Annotated in this window: 12 protein-coding genes; all 12 read left to right on the top strand. The window is 35.4% G+C overall.

The genetic code is table 11. The features are described 5' to 3' along the window. Nucleotides 1-6: 6 nt before the first annotated feature. The 12 genes from IGJ63_RS08500 to IGJ63_RS08445 all read left to right on the top strand — a co-directional run bounded on the left by IGJ63_RS08500 (nucleotide 7) and on the right by IGJ63_RS08445 (nucleotide 19,238). Nucleotides 7-1,224: an ABC transporter ATP-binding protein gene (locus IGJ63_RS08500; protein ID WP_002356901.1), complete on the top strand. Its 1,218-nt coding sequence runs from the start codon at nucleotides 7-9 to the stop codon at nucleotides 1,222-1,224. Continuing rightward, nucleotides 1,214-4,357, top strand: coding sequence for a glycosyltransferase (locus IGJ63_RS08495; protein WP_438746276.1), 3,144 nt, complete (start codon nucleotides 1,214-1,216; stop codon nucleotides 4,355-4,357). Before IGJ63_RS08500 ends, IGJ63_RS08495 begins: the two co-directional genes overlap by 11 nt. Before the next feature lie 11 nt (nucleotides 4,358-4,368). Further along, nucleotides 4,369-6,510, top strand: a complete 2,142-nt coding sequence (locus IGJ63_RS08490; protein ID WP_438746274.1) for a glycosyltransferase family 2 protein — start codon at nucleotides 4,369-4,371, stop codon at nucleotides 6,508-6,510. Further along, nucleotides 6,511-8,514: a DUF7657 domain-containing protein gene (locus IGJ63_RS08485; protein ID WP_438746272.1), complete on the top strand. Its 2,004-nt coding sequence runs from the start codon at nucleotides 6,511-6,513 to the stop codon at nucleotides 8,512-8,514. A gap of 28 nt (nucleotides 8,515-8,542) precedes the next feature. After that, on the top strand, nucleotides 8,543-9,844 hold the full coding sequence (locus tag IGJ63_RS08480; RefSeq protein WP_438746270.1) for an EpaQ family protein: 1,302 nt from the start codon (nucleotides 8,543-8,545) through the stop codon (nucleotides 9,842-9,844). 105 nt (nucleotides 9,845-9,949) lie between these two features. After that, nucleotides 9,950-11,347, top strand: coding sequence for a sugar transferase (locus IGJ63_RS08475; RefSeq protein ID WP_025188476.1), 1,398 nt, complete (start codon nucleotides 9,950-9,952; stop codon nucleotides 11,345-11,347). 134 nt (nucleotides 11,348-11,481) lie between these two features. Further along, nucleotides 11,482-12,240 (top strand): glycosyltransferase family 2 protein, encoded by a 759-nt coding sequence (locus tag IGJ63_RS08470; protein ID WP_438746268.1) that lies wholly within the window; start codon nucleotides 11,482-11,484, stop codon nucleotides 12,238-12,240. Between the two features lie 15 nt (nucleotides 12,241-12,255). Further along, nucleotides 12,256-13,104 carry a LicD family protein gene (locus IGJ63_RS08465; RefSeq protein ID WP_002425972.1) on the top strand — a complete coding sequence of 283 codons (849 nt, stop codon included), beginning with the start codon at nucleotides 12,256-12,258 and terminating at the stop codon, nucleotides 13,102-13,104. Nucleotides 13,105-13,348: 244 nt separating this feature from the next. Continuing rightward, on the top strand, nucleotides 13,349-16,030 hold the full coding sequence (locus tag IGJ63_RS08460; protein ID WP_002419738.1) for a DUF5776 domain-containing protein: 2,682 nt from the start codon (nucleotides 13,349-13,351) through the stop codon (nucleotides 16,028-16,030). 455 nt (nucleotides 16,031-16,485) lie between these two features. After that, entirely contained in the window at nucleotides 16,486-17,190 is a 705-nt protein-coding gene (locus IGJ63_RS08455) for an IspD/TarI family cytidylyltransferase (RefSeq protein WP_002419736.1), read from the top strand. A 13-nt stretch (nucleotides 17,191-17,203) separates the two neighbouring features. Continuing rightward, complete coding sequence (locus IGJ63_RS08450) at nucleotides 17,204-18,262, top strand: NAD-dependent epimerase/dehydratase family protein (RefSeq protein WP_002425968.1); 1,059 nt, start codon at nucleotides 17,204-17,206, stop codon at nucleotides 18,260-18,262. A gap of 1 nt (nucleotide 18,263) precedes the next feature. Further along, complete coding sequence (locus IGJ63_RS08445) at nucleotides 18,264-19,238, top strand: glycosyltransferase family 2 protein (protein ID WP_002369106.1); 975 nt, start codon at nucleotides 18,264-18,266, stop codon at nucleotides 19,236-19,238. Nucleotides 19,239-19,267 lie beyond the last annotated feature (29 nt).

The following is a 19,267-nucleotide window of genomic DNA, read 5'->3' as shown; positions in this document are numbered from 1 at the left end:
AACGACATGTCAGAATATGCAATCGATATCCAACATATTACCAAAACATACAACATGTATAAAAAGCCGTCCGATCGGTTTAAAGAAGCGCTTAGTCCAACAAAAAAATCTTACCACGATTTGTTTTATGCGTTAGACGATGTCACGATGCAAATTAAAAAAGGCGAGATGATTGGTTTTGTCGGCGAAAATGGCTCTGGAAAATCAACCATGTTAAAAATTATTACAGGAGTACTAACACCAACCTCCGGGTCTATGGTGATTAATGGGAAAATTTCAGCGTTACTTGAATTAGGTTCAGGTTTTAACCCAGAATATTCAGGGTATGAAAACATTTTCTTAAATGGAATGGTCTTGGGTTTTTCCCGAGAAGAGATGGAAGAGCGTGTCCAAGATGTCATTGATTTTGCTGACATCGGCGATCATTTGTATCAACCTGTTAAAACGTACTCTAGTGGTATGTTTGTCCGCTTGGCTTTTGCGGTAGCTATTAACGTGGATCCCGATATTTTAATTGTCGATGAAGCATTGGCTGTTGGGGATTTAGAGTTTCAATTAAAATGTATGGAAAAATTTACGGAAATTAAAAATTCTGGTAAAACAATTTTATTTGTTTCTCACGATGTAAACTCCATCCGCCGTTTTTGTGACAGAACTTTTTGGTTGCAACACGGGAAAGTCGTTGAATATGGAGATACGATGGACGTGACTACCAATTACGAAAACTTTTTGAAAAAGAAATCAATTAAAACAGTTGACCGCGAAGCGACCATGAAAGATGAAACCCCAACGCCAGATATTATTGAAGTGGATCATGCGGAACTTTTAAACGCGGATTATGAACCATTAGAAATGGTAACGCAAGATGAAAAAGTGATTGTAAAAATTGAATATACTGTCAAAAACGACCAAATTAAGAAGCCTGTTTGTGGGGTCGCTATTCGAACAGTGGACAATCATTATGTCTGTGGCTTAAATACGTTGTTAGATGGCGTGCAAATTCCTTGGAAAAAAGGACGGAATGTTTTTTATTTAGAATATGAAAAAATGTCATTATTAACAGGTGAATATTATTTTGATATTGCTTTCTTTGAGGAACATGCAACAGTCCCATTAGTCTACAAAACAAAATACGTGACGATGTTTATTACCGGTCGTTATGCCGGAGAAGGAATTGTCATCTTAGATCATAAATGGAAGGATACGACAAAAGATGAAGTATGATTTTGAAATGGAAACAGACGAGAGTACCAGTGTTGGGAAAATCGTAGCACAAATCAAAGAAAATAGTGATGTCTTGGAATTTGGTCCAGGTAATGGGCGGATGACTAGCTATTTGATGGAAGAAAAAAAGTGCCGGGTCTCAATTGTTGAATTAGACAAAGAACTTTATGATCATGTCAGTCAATTTTCAACAGATGCCTTTTATGGCAATATTGATGAAAATGATTGGGTCGAATACTTTGCTGGTAAGACGTTTGATTATATCGTTTTTGCGGATGTGTTGGAACATTTAATGAATCCTCAAAGCGCCTTAGCAAAAGTCAAACCGTTTTTAAAACCAGGCGGTCAAATCTTAATCACTTTCCCTAATTTGGCGCATAATTCGGTCTTAATTGATTTATTTAATAATCGTTTAACATGGAATGAAACTGGGCTGTTAGATGCTACGCATAAATCATTCTATTTACAAGAAGGATTTGAAAAAGTTTTTGCAGAAGTTGGTTTATACATTGCCAAAGAAGATTTTACATTTAATCAAGTTGGCTACAACGAAATTCCTACGACGTATGAAGCGTTACCTGTAGAAGTACAAGCAGCTTTTAAAGCGCGTCCCTTTGGCGAAGTGTATCAGTACTTTTTTGCCTTGACTGCTGAACCTGTAGAACAGCCAGAGCGAGTGACACCTGTAAATTCATACAATGAAAAAAACGTTCATATTTTAATTAATTGCGGCGAAGAAAAAGAGACTGAGTTGGATCAACCAGTTGATTTACAAAAACCTGAAACAAAACAGTTCCAACTGAAGATACCAGAAGACGTCCAACTGATAAAATTATTCCCAAGTTTAACGGGGGCAATTGTCAAATTATCCATGACGATAGACGGCCAGACAGTCCCAGTCGCAGCCACGAATGCTTTTCTGGTACAAGAGAATGTCTATTATTTCTTAGATACGCAAGTACCTGTAATCGAAGTAACCGATGCACAAATGGCAGGCAAAGACCTGACAGTAGACATTGATTATTTCTTTGAAGGCAACTATTCAGAACGTGAAAATACCTTTATTCATGCATTGTTAGATGAAAGAAATCAATTTTTAGAAGAAATGAATAAACAGACGGAGACAGCCCCTATGCCTACTGGAAAATATAAACGAATCACGTTAACTAAATTTGATAAAATGATTAACTTAACCATCGATGATATTGCTCGCGATGTAGAAAATAACGTTTCTGTTATCAGAGGGTGGGCGTATGACAAACAAACAAATTATCCGCTAAGATTCAGTATTGCAGAAGCTAGTGAATCAGTCACTTATACGGTGGAAACAGAATATCGTCGGGATGTTATTGATATGTTTGAATTAGAAGGCGATCAAGATTATGGTTTTGTCATTACGATTAAAGATCCAGAAGATTTACCAGCCTACACGTTAAACATTGATACCAAATCAGGCCAGAAGGTTCAATACGTGGTGGAGCGTCCAAACATGGTTCAACCGGGCACGAAATTTGATCGAGCATGGCGTTCGATTCAGACACGTGGTTTGATGGGCTCAGTGAAGTGGTACTTTAAACGACAAGAAAAAGCAGAATCCCCTGTTGACGTGGAGGCAGTTTTAGCGGAAATTAAAACGTTCCAATTTCAGCCTAAAATTTCTGTCGCTGTGCCTGTTTATAATGTCGAAGAAAAATGGCTTGCAGCATGTGTCTCTTCTTTACAAAATCAGTACTATGAAAATTGGGAGTTATGTTTAGCAGATGATGCATCGCCAAGCGAACATATTAAGCCCATGCTAGAAAAATATAAAGAACTAGATCAACGAATCAAAGTTATTTATCGCGAAGAAAACGGACATATTTCAGAAGCAACTAACTCAGCTTTGTCGATTGCTACTGGCGATTTTGTTGGTTTCATGGATAACGATGATGAATTAGCGCCACAAGCATTATATGAAGTGGTCAAAGCTTTAAATACAGACCCAACGATTGATTTTCTTTATACTGATGAAGATAAAATTACAGAAAATGGTCGTCGCTTCAACGCGTTTTACAAATCGGACTGGAATCCAGAACTGATTTTAAACCATAATTACATTACACACTTTGTTGTTGTGAAACGTGATTTATTAGAAAAAGTAGGCGGATTGAACTCAGCATATAACGGCGCTCAAGACTATGATTTCGTATTACGAGCAACGGAACAAGCAACGAAAATCAAGCATATTCCTGGTATGATGTATCATTGGCGTGCCATTGAATCATCGACTGCTCTAAACCCTGAAAGCAAAGGTTACGCCTATGTAGCTGGTCAAAAAGCGGTCCAAGCGGCAACGGAACGCCGTGGCTTAAAAGCACAAGTAGAGATTGCCGAATTTTATGGTTCCTATAAAATTAACTATCTTTATGATCATGTGCCGATGGTATCATTGATTATTACGAATGATACAGAGAATATGAGTAGTTACTTACGTCAATTATTAGAAAAAACTGCCTATACAAATTATGAAATTCTATTGCCTGCACGCTTCGAGAATCAAATAAATATCCAAAATGACCGTCTTCGTTATGTTTCAACAGAAACTCGTCATGGCATGATTCAAGCTGCTAAGGGAGAATATGTGGCTTTATTAAATGCTGGATTGGTACCAACGAAAAATGATTGGTTAAAAGAGTTAATGAACATTGGTCAACAAGAGACCTCTGGTTTAGTGACTGGCCGCGTAGTTGACGCACGCTATCGCGTGGAAACGGTGGGAGTATCAGTTGATACAGACAAAGGTCGATTACTTTATCCCGAAAAAGGCACCCCTGGTAAAAGCTTAGGTTACTATTACAGAATTGCTTTACCAAGAAATATTCAAGCAGCAACTGAAGACTGCTTACTATTCAACAAACAACTTTACCTAAATTTAGAAGGAATTAACGAAAGCTTAGGAAAAGAGTGGATGGGTGTCGATTTATCGTTACAATTTGCTAGCGCTGGTAAACGAAATGTATATGTGTCCTATGCAATTTTGAAAGCAGACGAAAAAATGCAAAACCATGATAAAAAAGGATCTTATAAAGAACTTGCGGAAAAATGGACCGCGGAAACTTTAGTTGATCCCTACCGAAATCCGAAACATCTATAAGGAGAATGCACATGAATGAAGACATTAAGGTGATCTTTGATAGTATCTATCGCGACAAAACAACAAATAATTTAACCATTACAGGTTGGGCGTTGGATACAATCACTAAAGAAAGCCCAACTTTCACAATTAATAATGAAAACCAAGTGTCCGCTTATAACATTCAGCGCGTTTTACGTGAAGATGTTAATCAAATTTATCAAACAGAGCCTGCGATTGAAGCTGGCTTTGTTGTTACACTTGAAGGAATTAAACAAAAAAAAGTACTCCCTTTTCATTTTCAATCATCAGCACATGTTGTAACGGTGGATTTTCCCTTGAATAAAAAATATCCAGTGATTCCAGGGACAGAAGATAAAGTGACTCGTCTCTGGATAAAAGCCAAAAAAGGATTTAAATATATGGCTAAAAATGGTATTTCTCATACCATTCAACGAGCGAAAATTGAGAAACTGAGAAATCAAGCTTCGTACCCTAACTGGTTAGCTAGAAATGAAGTGCTAGACATAGAAGCAATGACACAAGAAATCGCAACATTTCATTATCAACCTAAAATTTCCATTGCGATGCCAGTGTATAATGTTGAAGAAAAATGGCTTCGGTTGTGCATTGATTCTATTTTGAATCAAGTCTATACTAATTGGGAATTATGTATGGCCGATGACGCCTCAACAGATCCCAATGTCAAAAAGATTTTAACAGAGTACCAGCAATTGGATGAGCGAATTCGGGTCGTCTTTCGTGAACAAAATGGTCATATTTCCGAAGCAACCAACTCTGCTTTAGCGATTGCTACCGGAGAATTTGTCGCCTTACTAGACAACGATGATGAATTAGCGATCAATGCTTTTTATGAAGTGGTTAAAGTGCTTAATGAAAACCCAGAACTGGATTTAATTTATAGTGATGAAGATAAGATTGACATGGATGGAAATCGTTCTGATCCAGCCTTTAAACCAGATTGGTCACCTGATTTACTTTTAGGAACCAATTACATTTCGCATTTAGGCGTGTATCGTCGGAGTATTCTAGAAGAAATTGGTGGCTTTCGAAAAGGTTACGAAGGTTCTCAAGACTACGATTTAGTCTTAAGATTTACTGAAAAAACGACAAAAGAACGCATCAAACATATTCCAAAAGTTCTTTACTATTGGCGGATGCTACCGACCTCAACAGCAGTGGACCAGGGTTCCAAAGGTTATGCTTTTGAAGCGGGACTAAGAGCCGTGCAAGATGCGCTTGTTCGTCGAGAAATTAATGGCCATGTAACGCATGGGGCGGCGAATGGCTTATACGATGTTTATTATGACATTGAATCTGAAAAGTTAGTCTCAATTATTATTCCAACTAAAAATGGCTATAAAGACGTACAACGTTGTGTTTCATCGATTATTGAAAAAACAACCTACCAAAATTACGAGATTATTATGGCTGACAATGGAAGTACAGATCCAAAAATGCACGAATTATATGCAGAATTTGAAAAACAATTGCCTGGCCGCTTTTTCGTTGAATCAATCGATATTCCATTCAATTTCTCAACTATTAACAATCGTGCAGCGAAAAAAGCGCACGGAGAGTATTTGTTATTTTTAAATAATGATACCGAAGTGATTACAGAGAATTGGTTAACTTTGATGGTTTCATTTGCTCAGCAAGAACGGATTGGCTGTGTAGGTGCGAAATTATTGTATCCAAATAATACGGTTCAACATGCAGGTGTTATTTTAGGATTAGGTGGTGTCGCTGGGCATGGCCATTATGGGTATCCCCATGGTGACTTAGGCTATTTTGGCCGGTTAGCTATTAATGTCAATTATTCAGCAGTAACTGCCGCATGCTTACTTATGAAAAAAGCAGATTTTGATGCAGTTGGTGGTTTTGAAGAAGCGTTTACCGTAGCTTTCAATGATGTTGATTTATGCCTGAAAGTCCAAGCTTTAGGACGTGACAATGTTTGGCTTCATGAAGCAGAGCTTTATCATTTTGAATCTCAAACTCGTGGATATGATGATAAAGGCAAAAAGAAAAAACGTTTTGAACAAGAAAAAGTGATGATGGAAGAAAAATGGGGACCTTTAATTGAAAATGATCCATTTTATAATCCTAATCTGACAAGGGATATTCCCAACTTTTCATTACGAATTGACTAGATGCAATTGCGGATGACGAAATGGAGCGAAAAGATGGAACAACAACTAACTACAAGAAAAGAAAAACAACCATTAAGCAACCAAGCTGAGCACAGCGCTCGCTTGGTTGATCATTTGTTACGCTGGCGCTATCTGCTAGCGGCAGTCATTTTTATTTTACTGGTCGCCTTTAAAGTCCATGGGAGTTCATTAAACATGTGGGATGCGTATGTTTCTGAATATGCGGATGGACAAAAAAGTTCATTAATTGCTGGTGAACCAAGAGGTGTTCGTTCGGATGAATGGCTCGTTCAAACCCCATTTAGTCTCTCTCAAACACAAACGGGTTTGAAAACACATAATGATGTGATTACGTTAAATGGGCAAGACATGGTGGTAGGCTATAATTCGCCAGCGTGGAATTTGGCCACGTTAGCGAAACCTTTTACGTGGGGCTACGTGCTGCTGGGTAAAGAATATGGATTATCTTGGTATTGGAATCTTAAATTAATTGGTTTGATTTTATTCTCTTTTGAAATTGGTTTGATCGTCACGCGGCGGAATAAATATTTAGCTTTGTTAGCAAGTGTTTGGATTCCGTTTTCTTCGGCCCTTCAATGGTGGTTTGTCTCGCCAGTTGGAGATTTAGTATTTTTTGGCTTAGGTTTTTTAGTGGGAATTTATAATTATTTCTATTATCATAGTAGTGTTCGACGTCGTGTCATTTGTGCGATAACGGCTGTTATTATGGCCTCAGGATTTGTTTTAGTTATTTATCCTGCGTTACAAGTACCACTTGGTTATTTGATTTTATTATTTTTAATTTTATTCTTTTTAGAGTTTCGTAAAAAAATTAAGTTGGATAAGTGGGATGGGGTCCTGATAGGTGGGGCACTCTTGATGACGGCGATTATTGTTGGCGGATCGCTATATGGCTCATTGGATTCCTTAAAAGCAGTAATGGATACCGCTTATCCAGGAAAACGGGTAAGTTTAGGTGGCGATATACCCAAACGAGATATTTTGTTATTTTTAACAAACTGGAAATTACCGTTTCAAGACGTTCCATATTCCAATAATTCGGAAATCAGTAGTTTTTATCATTTATTTTTTGTTATTTTGCCGCTCTCACCATTTATTTTTTATAAAAAAATAAAAGAAAACATTTACGGTTTTGTCTTATTCGTGTATTGTTTATTTAACTTAGTTTGGATGAGCGTTCAATTTCCAACAATTTTTGCTAAGTTGACATTGTGGTCTTATGTGCCAGAACAACGGGCGATGTTATCCTTTGGGTTTGCCGCTGTGTTGTTGAGTTTATGGTTCATCGATTATTTATGGAATCGTCAAGCAAAAATTCCAATGATGGCCTGGTTAGGGGCGCTAGGATTAAATGTTGTTCTGTATTTCTTTGTTTTATATACGGGCAATTTACGGTTATATGTTACACGAATGGACATCATTGGTGTCTTGGTTGTCGCTACCGTTTTAATTGTTGCTTTATTTAAACGTTGGCGCACGTTATTTGTCCTTGTCTTATTAGGAATCATTATGGTTTCTGGAGCCTTTGTAAATCCAATTTCTCGTGGCGTTTCTGCTGTCTATGGAAAAAAATTAGCGGTAGAAGTGGAAGAAATTAACAAAAAAGACCCCAACCAATTGTGGGTGGGCGAACGCTTGATGTATGGCTATTTGCCAATGTTAGGTGTGCATACCTTTAACGGTGTCGCTTTTACACCTGACTTAGAGGCTTGGAAACCATTAGATCCAAAAGGAAAAGACACATTTATTTATAATCGCTATGCGCACATCAATGTTGAAGTAGGAAATCAGACTCCTGTTTTAGAGTTGATGCAAAAAGACGCGATTATTGCTCGTTTATCTCCAGAAAAATTAAAAGAATATGGGATTAAATATGCGGTCGTTTATAAACCATTAGAACCGTTAGACACACCAACGATTCATTTTGAAAAATTATATGGACCTGATCAGAACGGGGCATATATTTATCGAATAAACGACTAGTGATTCATTCATGGAATGAGGTTTGAATATGGGAAAAGTATTGAATAGAATCGGTCGACTTATTTTATTAGTTACAATGATCGGCTCGTATACGATGTGGGTCGTAGGAATTGATGCGCCAGTCACAAAATATATGTATGCCAATAGTTCAATTTTATTATTAATAGCAGTAATACTTGTACTGCTATTAAATTGTACGAAATTAAAATTTATTGACTGGCTGACCGTAGCGTTGGCGCTAGCCACCTGGCTCTTGTTTCACTTTACGGAATCAATCCGTCATAGCACGATGCAAACAGATACAATGATTCCTTTAATTATTTTGTTGGTCCTTTGTTTTAAAGTTTGTGTCTTTGATCGTTTGGATCAAACGCTTTTATTAATTGTCTCTTTAGTTGCTTTGAGTGCGACTTTGTATCGGATGTCCGTGGAGTTGCCTCAGTTGATTCCAGTAGACGAAATTTTTAAAGAATCAAATAAACTAGAAAGTATTTGGATTAATACCAATACGATTGGTGCAACGTTGATGTTTTCAACAATGATGGCCAGTAGTTTGATCAAAGCATATAGAAATAAGGTTTTTAACCTGCTGCTTTTACCTGTATACATTGGTGGTGTTTTAGGTACATGGGTCAGTCAATCAAAAACCTCTTTTGCCATTTTAGTTGGTTTTATTCTGGTGGATAATCTTTTACCAAAACGTTTCTTGCAACGTTCGAAAGTTTGGCTGTTTGGTTTTGTCGGAGTAGCTGCATTGGGACCATTGTTATTTTACTTATGTGCGGAATCGGATACTGTTGATTTATTTACAGGAAGAGAACGAATTTGGCATGAGTTTTTTGCTAAATGGTTATCTAATCCTCAACATATTAAAGTCGGTATGGAGCCTTTTGTGGCCTCATGGAAACCGCTAGGGACACATAATGCTTTTCTATTTACGTTAAGTAATTTTGGTGTCATTGGCTATCTGATTTTATTTGGTTTTTTAGTCAGTATGATTTTATTGATTGGTTTCCGCAAAAAAACATTGGATCGTTTGCAAGTTAGTTTACTTTTAGGCTTCCTTTTAATCTGGATTCATTCATTTATGGAAGATATTTTATTAGCGCCTCATTGGATGCCGATTGTTTATAGTTTCCTTGGGCTAGCCTTCTACTTCCGGCCAGAGAAAAAACGAGGAAGACATGAAAGACCAACGACGCCTAAAAGAAGAAAACGAATGAAACAAACAAGTCCTGTTAGCAATGAAGAGCGCCCAATAACACCTGTTGACGAAGAGGGCTGGGATCAACCTGAAGAATTAAGTCGTGTCCAAAGACATCGCAGATAATTTTCATCCTATAGAACTTTCTTGTCTGCTGACATTATGGTAATATAGGGATTGCATGTTATTACAAATAATGTAATTACTGGAAGTGAAGAGAGGAAGTTTTTAATGACATCAAAAAGTGAATGGAGTAATGCAAGACGAATTGTAATTATTTTAGCAGACGTTTTGCTCTATAATTTATCAATCATCTTAGGGTTTATGGTGAAATTTGGCCGAGAAATTCCTTCATTTAACTTTGTGGCTTATGAAAAATCTGCAATTTACATTTCAATCTTTTTTATCTTTTTGAATTTGTTGTTAGGTGCGTATATTTTTTATAATCGCAAAATTAGTGACATCATTTTTGTCACGGTGATTGGTCAAATTTTAATGACTTTAACGATTATGATTGTGACATTTGCCGGACGTTGGTTTACGTTCCCGCGTTCTGTTTTAGGATATTCCTTTATAATCGGAATTATTGTTCTAAGTCTTTGGCGAATTCTTGTTTATTATCTTTACTTAAAGGTCAGCAATGAGCGAAAAGTTGTTTTACTAGGTAAAGAAAATCAAGTTATGCGGTCAATTCAAAACTTTATGTCTGATAAAAATAACAAGCATAAAGTAACGAGCGTTGTTGTCAGCAATTACTATGAAAACTTAAAAAAAATTATCGATGAAATCGATATTGTTTATATTTCAAGTAATGTTGATGAGAACGAAAAAGTAAAATTGTATCAATTAATTGTCAAACACAAGAAAAAAATCTTTTTAGATACAAGTTTTGAAAATCTAATTATGCTAAAACCAAACATGATGAACTTTGAAGATGAAAGTATTATCGAAGTCTCAAATTTTGAAATCCAACCAGAAGAGAATTTTATTAAACGTTTATTCGATATTTTAGTCTCTGTTTGCCTATTTGTGATTACCTCCCCCTTAATGCTTATTGCAGCAATTTTAGTCAAAGCAACCTCACCGGGACCAGTGATTTACAAACAAACTCGGATTACATTAGATCAACGTGAGTTCTCGATTTTAAAATTTAGAACGATGTCGGCAACAGCGGAAGCAAAATCAGGTCCAGTCTTATCTACAAGTAACGACAGTCGCGTCACTACAGTTGGTAAATACTTGCGCGCTTTACGTATTGATGAGTTGCCACAACTAATCAACGTTATTCGCGGAGATATGTCTATTGTCGGACCACGTCCTGAACGACCATTCTTTGTTAATCAATTTAATCAGGAAAACCCGAATTACTATTTACGTCACAATGTACGTGCGGGGATTACCGGCTATGCCCAAGTTTATGGGAAGTATGCTTCTGACTACAATAGTAAATTGAACTTTGATTTACTGTACATCAAGAATTATTCATTACTATTGGATATGAAAATTCTGCTTCAAACCATCAAAATTCTCTTTGATAAAGTATCATCAAGAGGATTGGATGAGTCTGAAGAACGTGAAGAATTGACGATGGATTATTGTAAAGAGAATGCTATTAGAATTTACCGTTAAAAGTTTGAGACATAAGTTATTTAAGCTTATGTCTCAAACTTTTTTTGGAAACAAGGAACGTTGAAATAATAAAAGAGCTATGCGATAATATAAACTGTTACATTCTTACATAAAATGCAACGAGGAGTGAACAAATGGAAACAGCACTTGTTTCAATTATTATGCCTATGTACAATGCAGGCAAATTTTTATCAAAATCTATTGAAAGCGTTCTGGAACAAACCTATCAGAATTGGGAATTATTACTCATTGATGATGGAAGTAAAGATGATTCTATTGATATTGCACTTGCCTTTATGGAAAAAGATTCAAGAATCTTTTTACTGAAAAATGAACAGAACATGGGCATTGCAAAGACCAGAAATAAAGGAATTGAAGCTTCAAAGGGACAATATATTGCCTTTTTAGATAGTGATGATTTATGGCTTCCTAATAAATTAGAAGTTCAAATCAAGTGGATGGAAGAAAAAAAACTTTTATTTACATGTAGTTCTTATTTTGTATGTAATGAAGGGGGCAAAATTACTCATGAGCGTAATTTTAGTGAGGGACCACAAACCTATCAAGATCTTTTAAAAACAAATACTATCGGCTGTTTAACGGTCGTGGTTGAGTCTAAGCTGCTTAAACGCCATTTAATGCCGGATTTAAAACATGAAGACTATGCTACTTGGTTAAACATTTTGAAAGAAATAAATACGGTTTATTTTATTAACGAAAAATTAGCCATTTATCGTAAGCTAACCACCTCTACATCTTCTAACAAATGGAATACAATCAGTTGGGTTTGGAAAATTTTGCGTCAAAATGAACAGTTTTCAGTTATTAAGAGTTCATTCTACTTAATGCGTTTTTTATTCTATACAACATTTAAATATGCAAAGAATGAATAGGGAGGAAAAGGAGAAGTGGAACAAACAACACAGACGCAATTAGTAGAAATTCAACAAGTTGTTTTACGCATGTCAAAATATTTTGTAGCTTTTTGTGAAGAACATAATCTAACCTGTTATTTTTGTGGAGGCGGTTGTATTGGAGCAATCCGCAGTCAAGGCTTTATTCCATGGGATGATGACTTAGATTTCTTTATGCCAAGACCAGATTATGAAAAATTAAAAGTGCTTTGGCCTAAATATGCAGATGCAGAGCGGTATCCATTGTTAGTTGCTTCAAAAACGTATAATGATCATAATTCATTTATGACAATTAGGGATGCACAGACAACGTTTATTAAAACCTATCAAGATGGATTGGCAATTCCTCATGGTATTCCTATCGATATTTTTCCTTTAGATGGTGCGCCAAAAGGAAATTTTCAAAGGAAGAAACAAAAAATTTGGGCATTAATTTATGCTTTATTCTGTTCACAAGTGGTACCAGAAAAACATGGTGGCATTTTAGCAACGGGGAGTCGAGTATTATTGAATATTTTTCCATCGAAAAAGGTTCGCTATCATATTTGGCGCTTTGCTGAAAAAAGAATGACCAAATATTCCTTTGGCTCAACTCCTTATGTCACAGAATTATGTGTCGGACCACGCTACATGGGTAATATTTATCATTTGGAAGATTTTAAATCTGCTATTTTTGTTCCGTTTGAAGATACAAAAATGCCAATACCAGTGGGCTACAAGCGCTACTTAACAGAGGTTTTTGGGGATTATATGCAATTGCCACCAGAGGAAGATCGCCAACCCCATCATGAAGCGCTAATTGTTGATACTAAGAAATCATACACAGAATATCTTAAAAAATAAATAAAAGATGAAAACAATCGATTAAAGATCTGTTTTCATCTTTTTACCATTTAAAAGTAAAAAATTGATATAGGAATGTTAAAAAAGCGTAATTGAATTTGAAATAAAGGTATGAGATAATAATTGGTGTTAGTTTTAAAATGTGAAAACAATTAGTTGAAGGTTATAGGATGCACATTTTTTTAAGGATTAATGGCGAGTATTTAAGAAAGATACATATTATTAAATATATAAGGAGAGTTTCATGAAAAAAATCATTTCAGGTATGTTAATTTGTACCGTATTATTAAATAGTTTTAGTGTGATTGCATCAGGAGAAGAGCTTGTAAAAACAGAAACAACGGGGGAGACTGGCTTGGTCACTCAAGCTACGTCAGAAAAAACGACTAATTCAACGGAGGATACATCTTCTGTTACAGAAGAAAATACCTCTGAAAGCGATAGTTCTGCTTCAAGCACAAAAGAAGAGCCTCTTGATTCTTCAACAAATAGTACAACCGAAGAACATTCTTCTGTTTCAGAAACAAGCACAACAGATGGTAAAACAGAAGCATCACAAAGCTCTGAAGTAGAAAAAAAGAACATTGACCAAGATGAAGCGGATTATCAAGAAGCAGCACGTGAAGGAACGAACCATAAAAAAGGAACATATGCTATGAAAAACGGCATTTCTTCTAGGGTAGCGCGAGCAACAGTTGCGAACGTCTATGCGAATGATCCTAATTTGCCTGGCAAGAATTTTATTGACGTTTCTAGTTGGAATGGCGACATTTCAGTAGCTGAATATCAAAAAATTAAAAGTTATGGTGTAACAGGCGTCTCGGTTAAATTGACAGAAGGAACTTGGTATGTTAACCCATATGCTGCTGGCCAAATTAGAAATGCCAAAGCTGCTGGCTTAAAAGTTTCAGCATATCACTATAGTATGTATGTCTCTGCTGCGACAGCACAAGATGAAGCAAGATATTTTGCTCAGGCGGCGGCTAACTCTGGCTTAGATAAAAATACCATAATGTTTAATGATGCGGAAGATCCAACGCTTACAAACAATGGACGAAACGCCCATGCTAATTCTATTGCATTTAACCAGCAATTAAAGGCACTGGGGTATAAAAATGATGCGTTGTATGTCGGCAAATGGTGGTTAACAGCTGGTTATATCGATACCTCCGCCTTCGGAAGAGACAGAGTATGGGTAGCGCAATATCCATATACTCCTGATAGTTCCATGCAGTGGAATAATGACCATGGTGCTTGGCAATGGTCTTCGCAAATGTATTTCCCTGGCTTAGCTAACTATGAAGGGCGTCCATTTGATATTTCCATGACCTATAGTAATTTTTTAAATATGGGTAATAGTAGTGGCCCTGACTTAAGTAAGTATTACACAACTAATCCAGGTCGAGTAATCATGAAAAATGACGATACTTTTTACCAAGATGTGGCGTTTAGAATTCCTGGTTGGCAAGTTAAAAAAAATACACTAGTTACCATTAAGGGAATTGAATATAGTTCAGCAGGAATTCCTCGATTGGTCACAGACCAAGGTTATTTAACAGCAAATAAAGATTATGTATTGGCAGCACAAAGCAATATTGATTTGTATTTTACGACAAATCCTAAAAAAGTTCGTTTGAAAAGCGATGATTATTTCTATGCTGACCCAGAATTTAAGCAAAGATTGTCTAAGGTTTCGAAGGGAACAATAGTAGAAGTTGAAGATTTAGCTTATACTCAAAGTGGTATATTTCGATTGAAAACAGCGAAAGGATATTTGACTGCAAATAAAAATATAGTTGAACAATATAAAGGATTAGAAGATATTTACTACACATCTAATCCTGGACAAGTAATTACTAGAAATGAAGATACCTATTACAAAGATGTAGAATTTAAGACAAAAGCAAATAAAGTAACTGCAGGCAGTGTTTTAACCGTAACTGCTATTGAGAAAACAAAATCAGGAATTCCTAGATTGAAGACGGCGAATGGGTATTATTTCACGGCTAACAAGAACTATGTAGTAGCTACTGGATCTTGGATTGCCAACTATCATACGGTTAATCCGGGGCAAATTATTATGAAAAATAATGATAATTTTTATGGGGATCCAGACTTCTTATATAAAGGAGCAGCTGTTTCCAAGGGAAGTTTAGTTCCTGTCGTGGGAATCGAGTACCGTGAAAATCAAGTTCCTCGTTTGATTACCCCAAATGGTTATTTAACGGCTAATAAAAGTTATGCCCAAAAAGTTGTGCCAAACATCAAAGATTATCTATATGATTATCCAGAGTATGTAGTTATGAAAACAAATGATTATTATTATCAAGATGTAAATTTCAGTAAAAAAGGTGAGTTTGTTTCCAAAGATACATTAATCAAAGTTTTAAGTGTTGATTATACCGAAAACGGATTGCCTAGATTAAAGACTGCCAAAGGTTATATAACTGCTAACAAATCATATGTTACAAAATTGGTATCAAATTCAGATAATTACTTCACTGAAAATCCGCACCAAATTATTATGCGAGTGTCAGATAAACTATATACTGATGTAGAGTTTCGTAATGCTAGCAGAACCTTATCATCTGGGACTGTCGTTCCAGTTAAGGGCATTGAGTATTCCTCTAAAGGTGTTCCTCGCTTGAAGACAGAAGAAGGATATCTTACTGCAAATAAAAACTATGTGACAGCTGCTGGAAATACCAATAACAATTACTTTGTCACTAATCCAAAAAAAGTTAAGCTCTTAATTGATGATTGCTTCTACAATAATGTTGAATTTACTAAAAAAGGACAGGCCGTTAAGAAGAATACGATTGTTGAAGTTGAAGCAATCGAATATACAAATAATGGCATACCAAGGTTAAAGACGAAACATGGGTATTTAACTGCTAATAAGTGGTATGTAGCAAAAGTTGATTAAGCTATCCGCCAATAAACAGCCTTATTGATTAAAGTAAAGAGAATATTTGAAAGGTTAAATATATATTGACATCTTTGTTGAACTTATTTTTGTACGAGTTCGACAAAGGTGTTTTTTTAAAGAGAAAAAGATTTTATTGGTCAAAAAATTTCGCTATTTATAAAGGGGCTAAAAGTGTTGTTGAAATTGATGAAAAGCATAACAATCATTTTTTATTCAATCAATATCGAAATAAAAAAAGTAATAAGATAAAACCTAAGACTATTAAAATATATAAAATACCGCCAATATTTACAGTTCGATTAAGGTCTAAGATAAATTATTGAAACTTACTGATAGTTATGAGAAAATGTAAAAGATTGAATGCAGTTTTGGCTGTATTGATGAATATATAAGTTAAACAAAATTGAAATAAAACTAGTTGTTGACTAGTTAGGGAAAGGATTTTGTATCAAATGATTACAGCTTTAATTATTGCCGGTGGAGTCGGTAAACGAATGGGGCAGGATATTCCTAAACAGTTTATTATGATTGAGGAAAAGCCAATCATTATTTACACATTGGAATCTTTTCAAAAGCATCCACTCATTGATCGAATCTTAGTTGTGTGTAAAAAAGGTTGGGAACAAACACTAGATGCCTATGCAAAAGAGTACCATATTGACAAATTACAATGGATTATCCCAGGGGGAAATTCTGGTCAAGAATCAATTAACAATGGGGTTAATTTCTTAAAAGAACATTCAAACCCAGAAGATACTATTGTTATCCATGACGGAATTCGTCCATTAGTTGATGAATTAGTTTTATCTGATGTAATTGTTAAGTGTCAAGAATACGGCAATGCAGTGACTTCGTTGCCATATAATGAACAAATTTTTGTAAAAGAAACTGAGGAAACAACTCGACAATATATTAATCGTGAAACATTACGTCGCGTGTCAACGCCACAAGCCTATAAATTTGAAAAATTAACTTGGGCTTACGAAAAAGCATTCCGTGAGAATATTGGTATTTCTGAATCGTCATATACGAATACTATGATGGTGGATTTAGGCGAAACATTGTATTTTGCTTTAGGCTCAGATAAAAACATTAAGTTAACCACACAAGATGACTTACAGTTATTTAAAGGCTTCTTGAAAATGAAAGAAGAGTAGTGGAGGGGATACCATGTTATTTACAGATGATAATTATTTATCAGACGTTGAACGAGTTTTAGAGAAGACACCAGATTGGACGAAAGTAACAAATAAATCTGTTTTTATAACTGGTGCTTCAGGCATGATTGGGACCTTTTTAATTGATGTACTTATGTACCAAAACAAAACGAGAAATGCGAATATTTCAATCTGGGCGATGGGACGAACATTGTCGCGTTTGGAAGAGCGATTTACTAGTTATTTAGAAGATCCGTTATTCCATATAGTTATCGGAGATGTGACAGAAGAAATTCAGATAGCAGAAGCATGTGACTATGTGTTGCATTGTGCTAGTAATACACATCCTAAATCATATGCCAGTGATCCAATTGGAACGATTATGACCAATATTGCTGGTACGCAGCATATTTTAGATTATGCGGTTAAAGCGAATAGTGAAAAAGTGTTATTTTTATCAACTGTTGAAATCTATGGAGAAAATCGTGGAGATGTTGATAAATTTACAGAAGACTATTGCGGTTATATTGACTGTAACACGCTACGGGCCGGTTATCCTGAAGGAAAACGAGCAAGTGAATCATTATGTCAAGCCTATATTCAAAAATATGGTATTGATGTTGTTATTCCAAGAATTAGTCGTACGTTTGGACCTACGATGTTACTTTCGGATAGTAAAGCTTCTTCTCAATTTATTATGAATGCAGTCCATAAAGAAAACATTGTGCTAAAAAGTGCAGGGACCCAACTATACTCTTATGCATACGTTGCAGATATTGCATCTGCTCTTCTGTTTTTATTAGTTAAAGGGCAAAAAGGGGAAGCTTACAATGTTTCAAACGAACATTGCGATATTACGTTACGCACTTTTGCGGAAACATTAGCCAATGTGGCTGGAACAAAAGTGATTCATGGGGAAGCCACCGCCCAAGAAAAACAAGGATTTTCTAAAGCAACAAAAGCATTACTAGACAATCAAAAAATTTACGCGTTAGGCTGGCGGCCACTGTTTGACAGTATGGAAGAACCATTAAAACATACAATTAAAATTTTAGAAGGTAGCGGAAATTGATATGCCCAAAATTAGTATTATTGTTCCTGTATACAATGTAGAAAAATATTTAGAAAAATGCGTACGCTCTATTTTAGCTCAAACGTTTACTGACTTTGAATTGATTCTTGTAGACGATGGCTCTCCAGATAGTTCCGGAGCAATGTGTGATCAGTTTGCTGAACAAGATCAACGAGTAAAAGTTATCCATAAAGAAAATGGAGGGCTCAGCGATGCTCGTAATGCTGGAATTGAAATAGCAACAGGTGAGTATTTAGGTTTCGTAGATAGTGATGATTACATTGCAGATGATATGTATGAACTATTATATACAAATATCGTAAAAGAAGATGCCGATTTATCAATCTGTGGTATTTATGATGTCTATGAGGGGAAAGAGCCAATTGTAAAAAGTTTAATACAGGGAACTTTTTCCAGAGAAGAAGCATTATTGTTAATTTTACAAGGAAATATTATCTCCGTACATGCTGTAAATAAGTTATATAAACGAAAACTCTTTGCGGATCTAAGATATCCTAAAGGAAAGTATCATGAAGATTCATTTATTATAGTAGATTTGTTGTCTGAATGTCAGAAAGTTTCTATTGATTCAACACAAAAATATTACTATTATCATCGAATGGGCAGCATTAATACAGAAACATTTTCAGATAAACAATTTGAGTTTATAGAAGCTTGGGAGAAGAATGAACTTAAATTGAAAGGTAAGGGAGCAGTTATAGAAGAAGCTGCCCATCAAAGAGTTTGTTTTGCGAATTTTTTAGTATTAGATAAAATTTTGATTAGTAATGCTTCGAAGGAAAAAGAAACGAAACAAATTGTTCGCTATCTTCGGAAAAACTTTATTTTTATTATGAAAAATAAAGTTTTTACAAAAAGTCGTAAACTATCAATGATTTTACTTATGTTTGGTCTTCCTTTTTATAAAATACCAATTAAATTGAAAAGAAAATATATAGAAAAAACAATAGATTAACAAGTTGTAATCTAAAAGTTGTTTTAAAT

It is taken from the genome of Enterococcus sp. DIV1375a, assembly GCF_051712205.1.
GTDB lineage: Bacteria > Bacillota > Bacilli > Lactobacillales > Enterococcaceae > Enterococcus > Enterococcus faecalis.
This window is presented reverse-complemented; position numbering and strand designations above follow the sequence as displayed.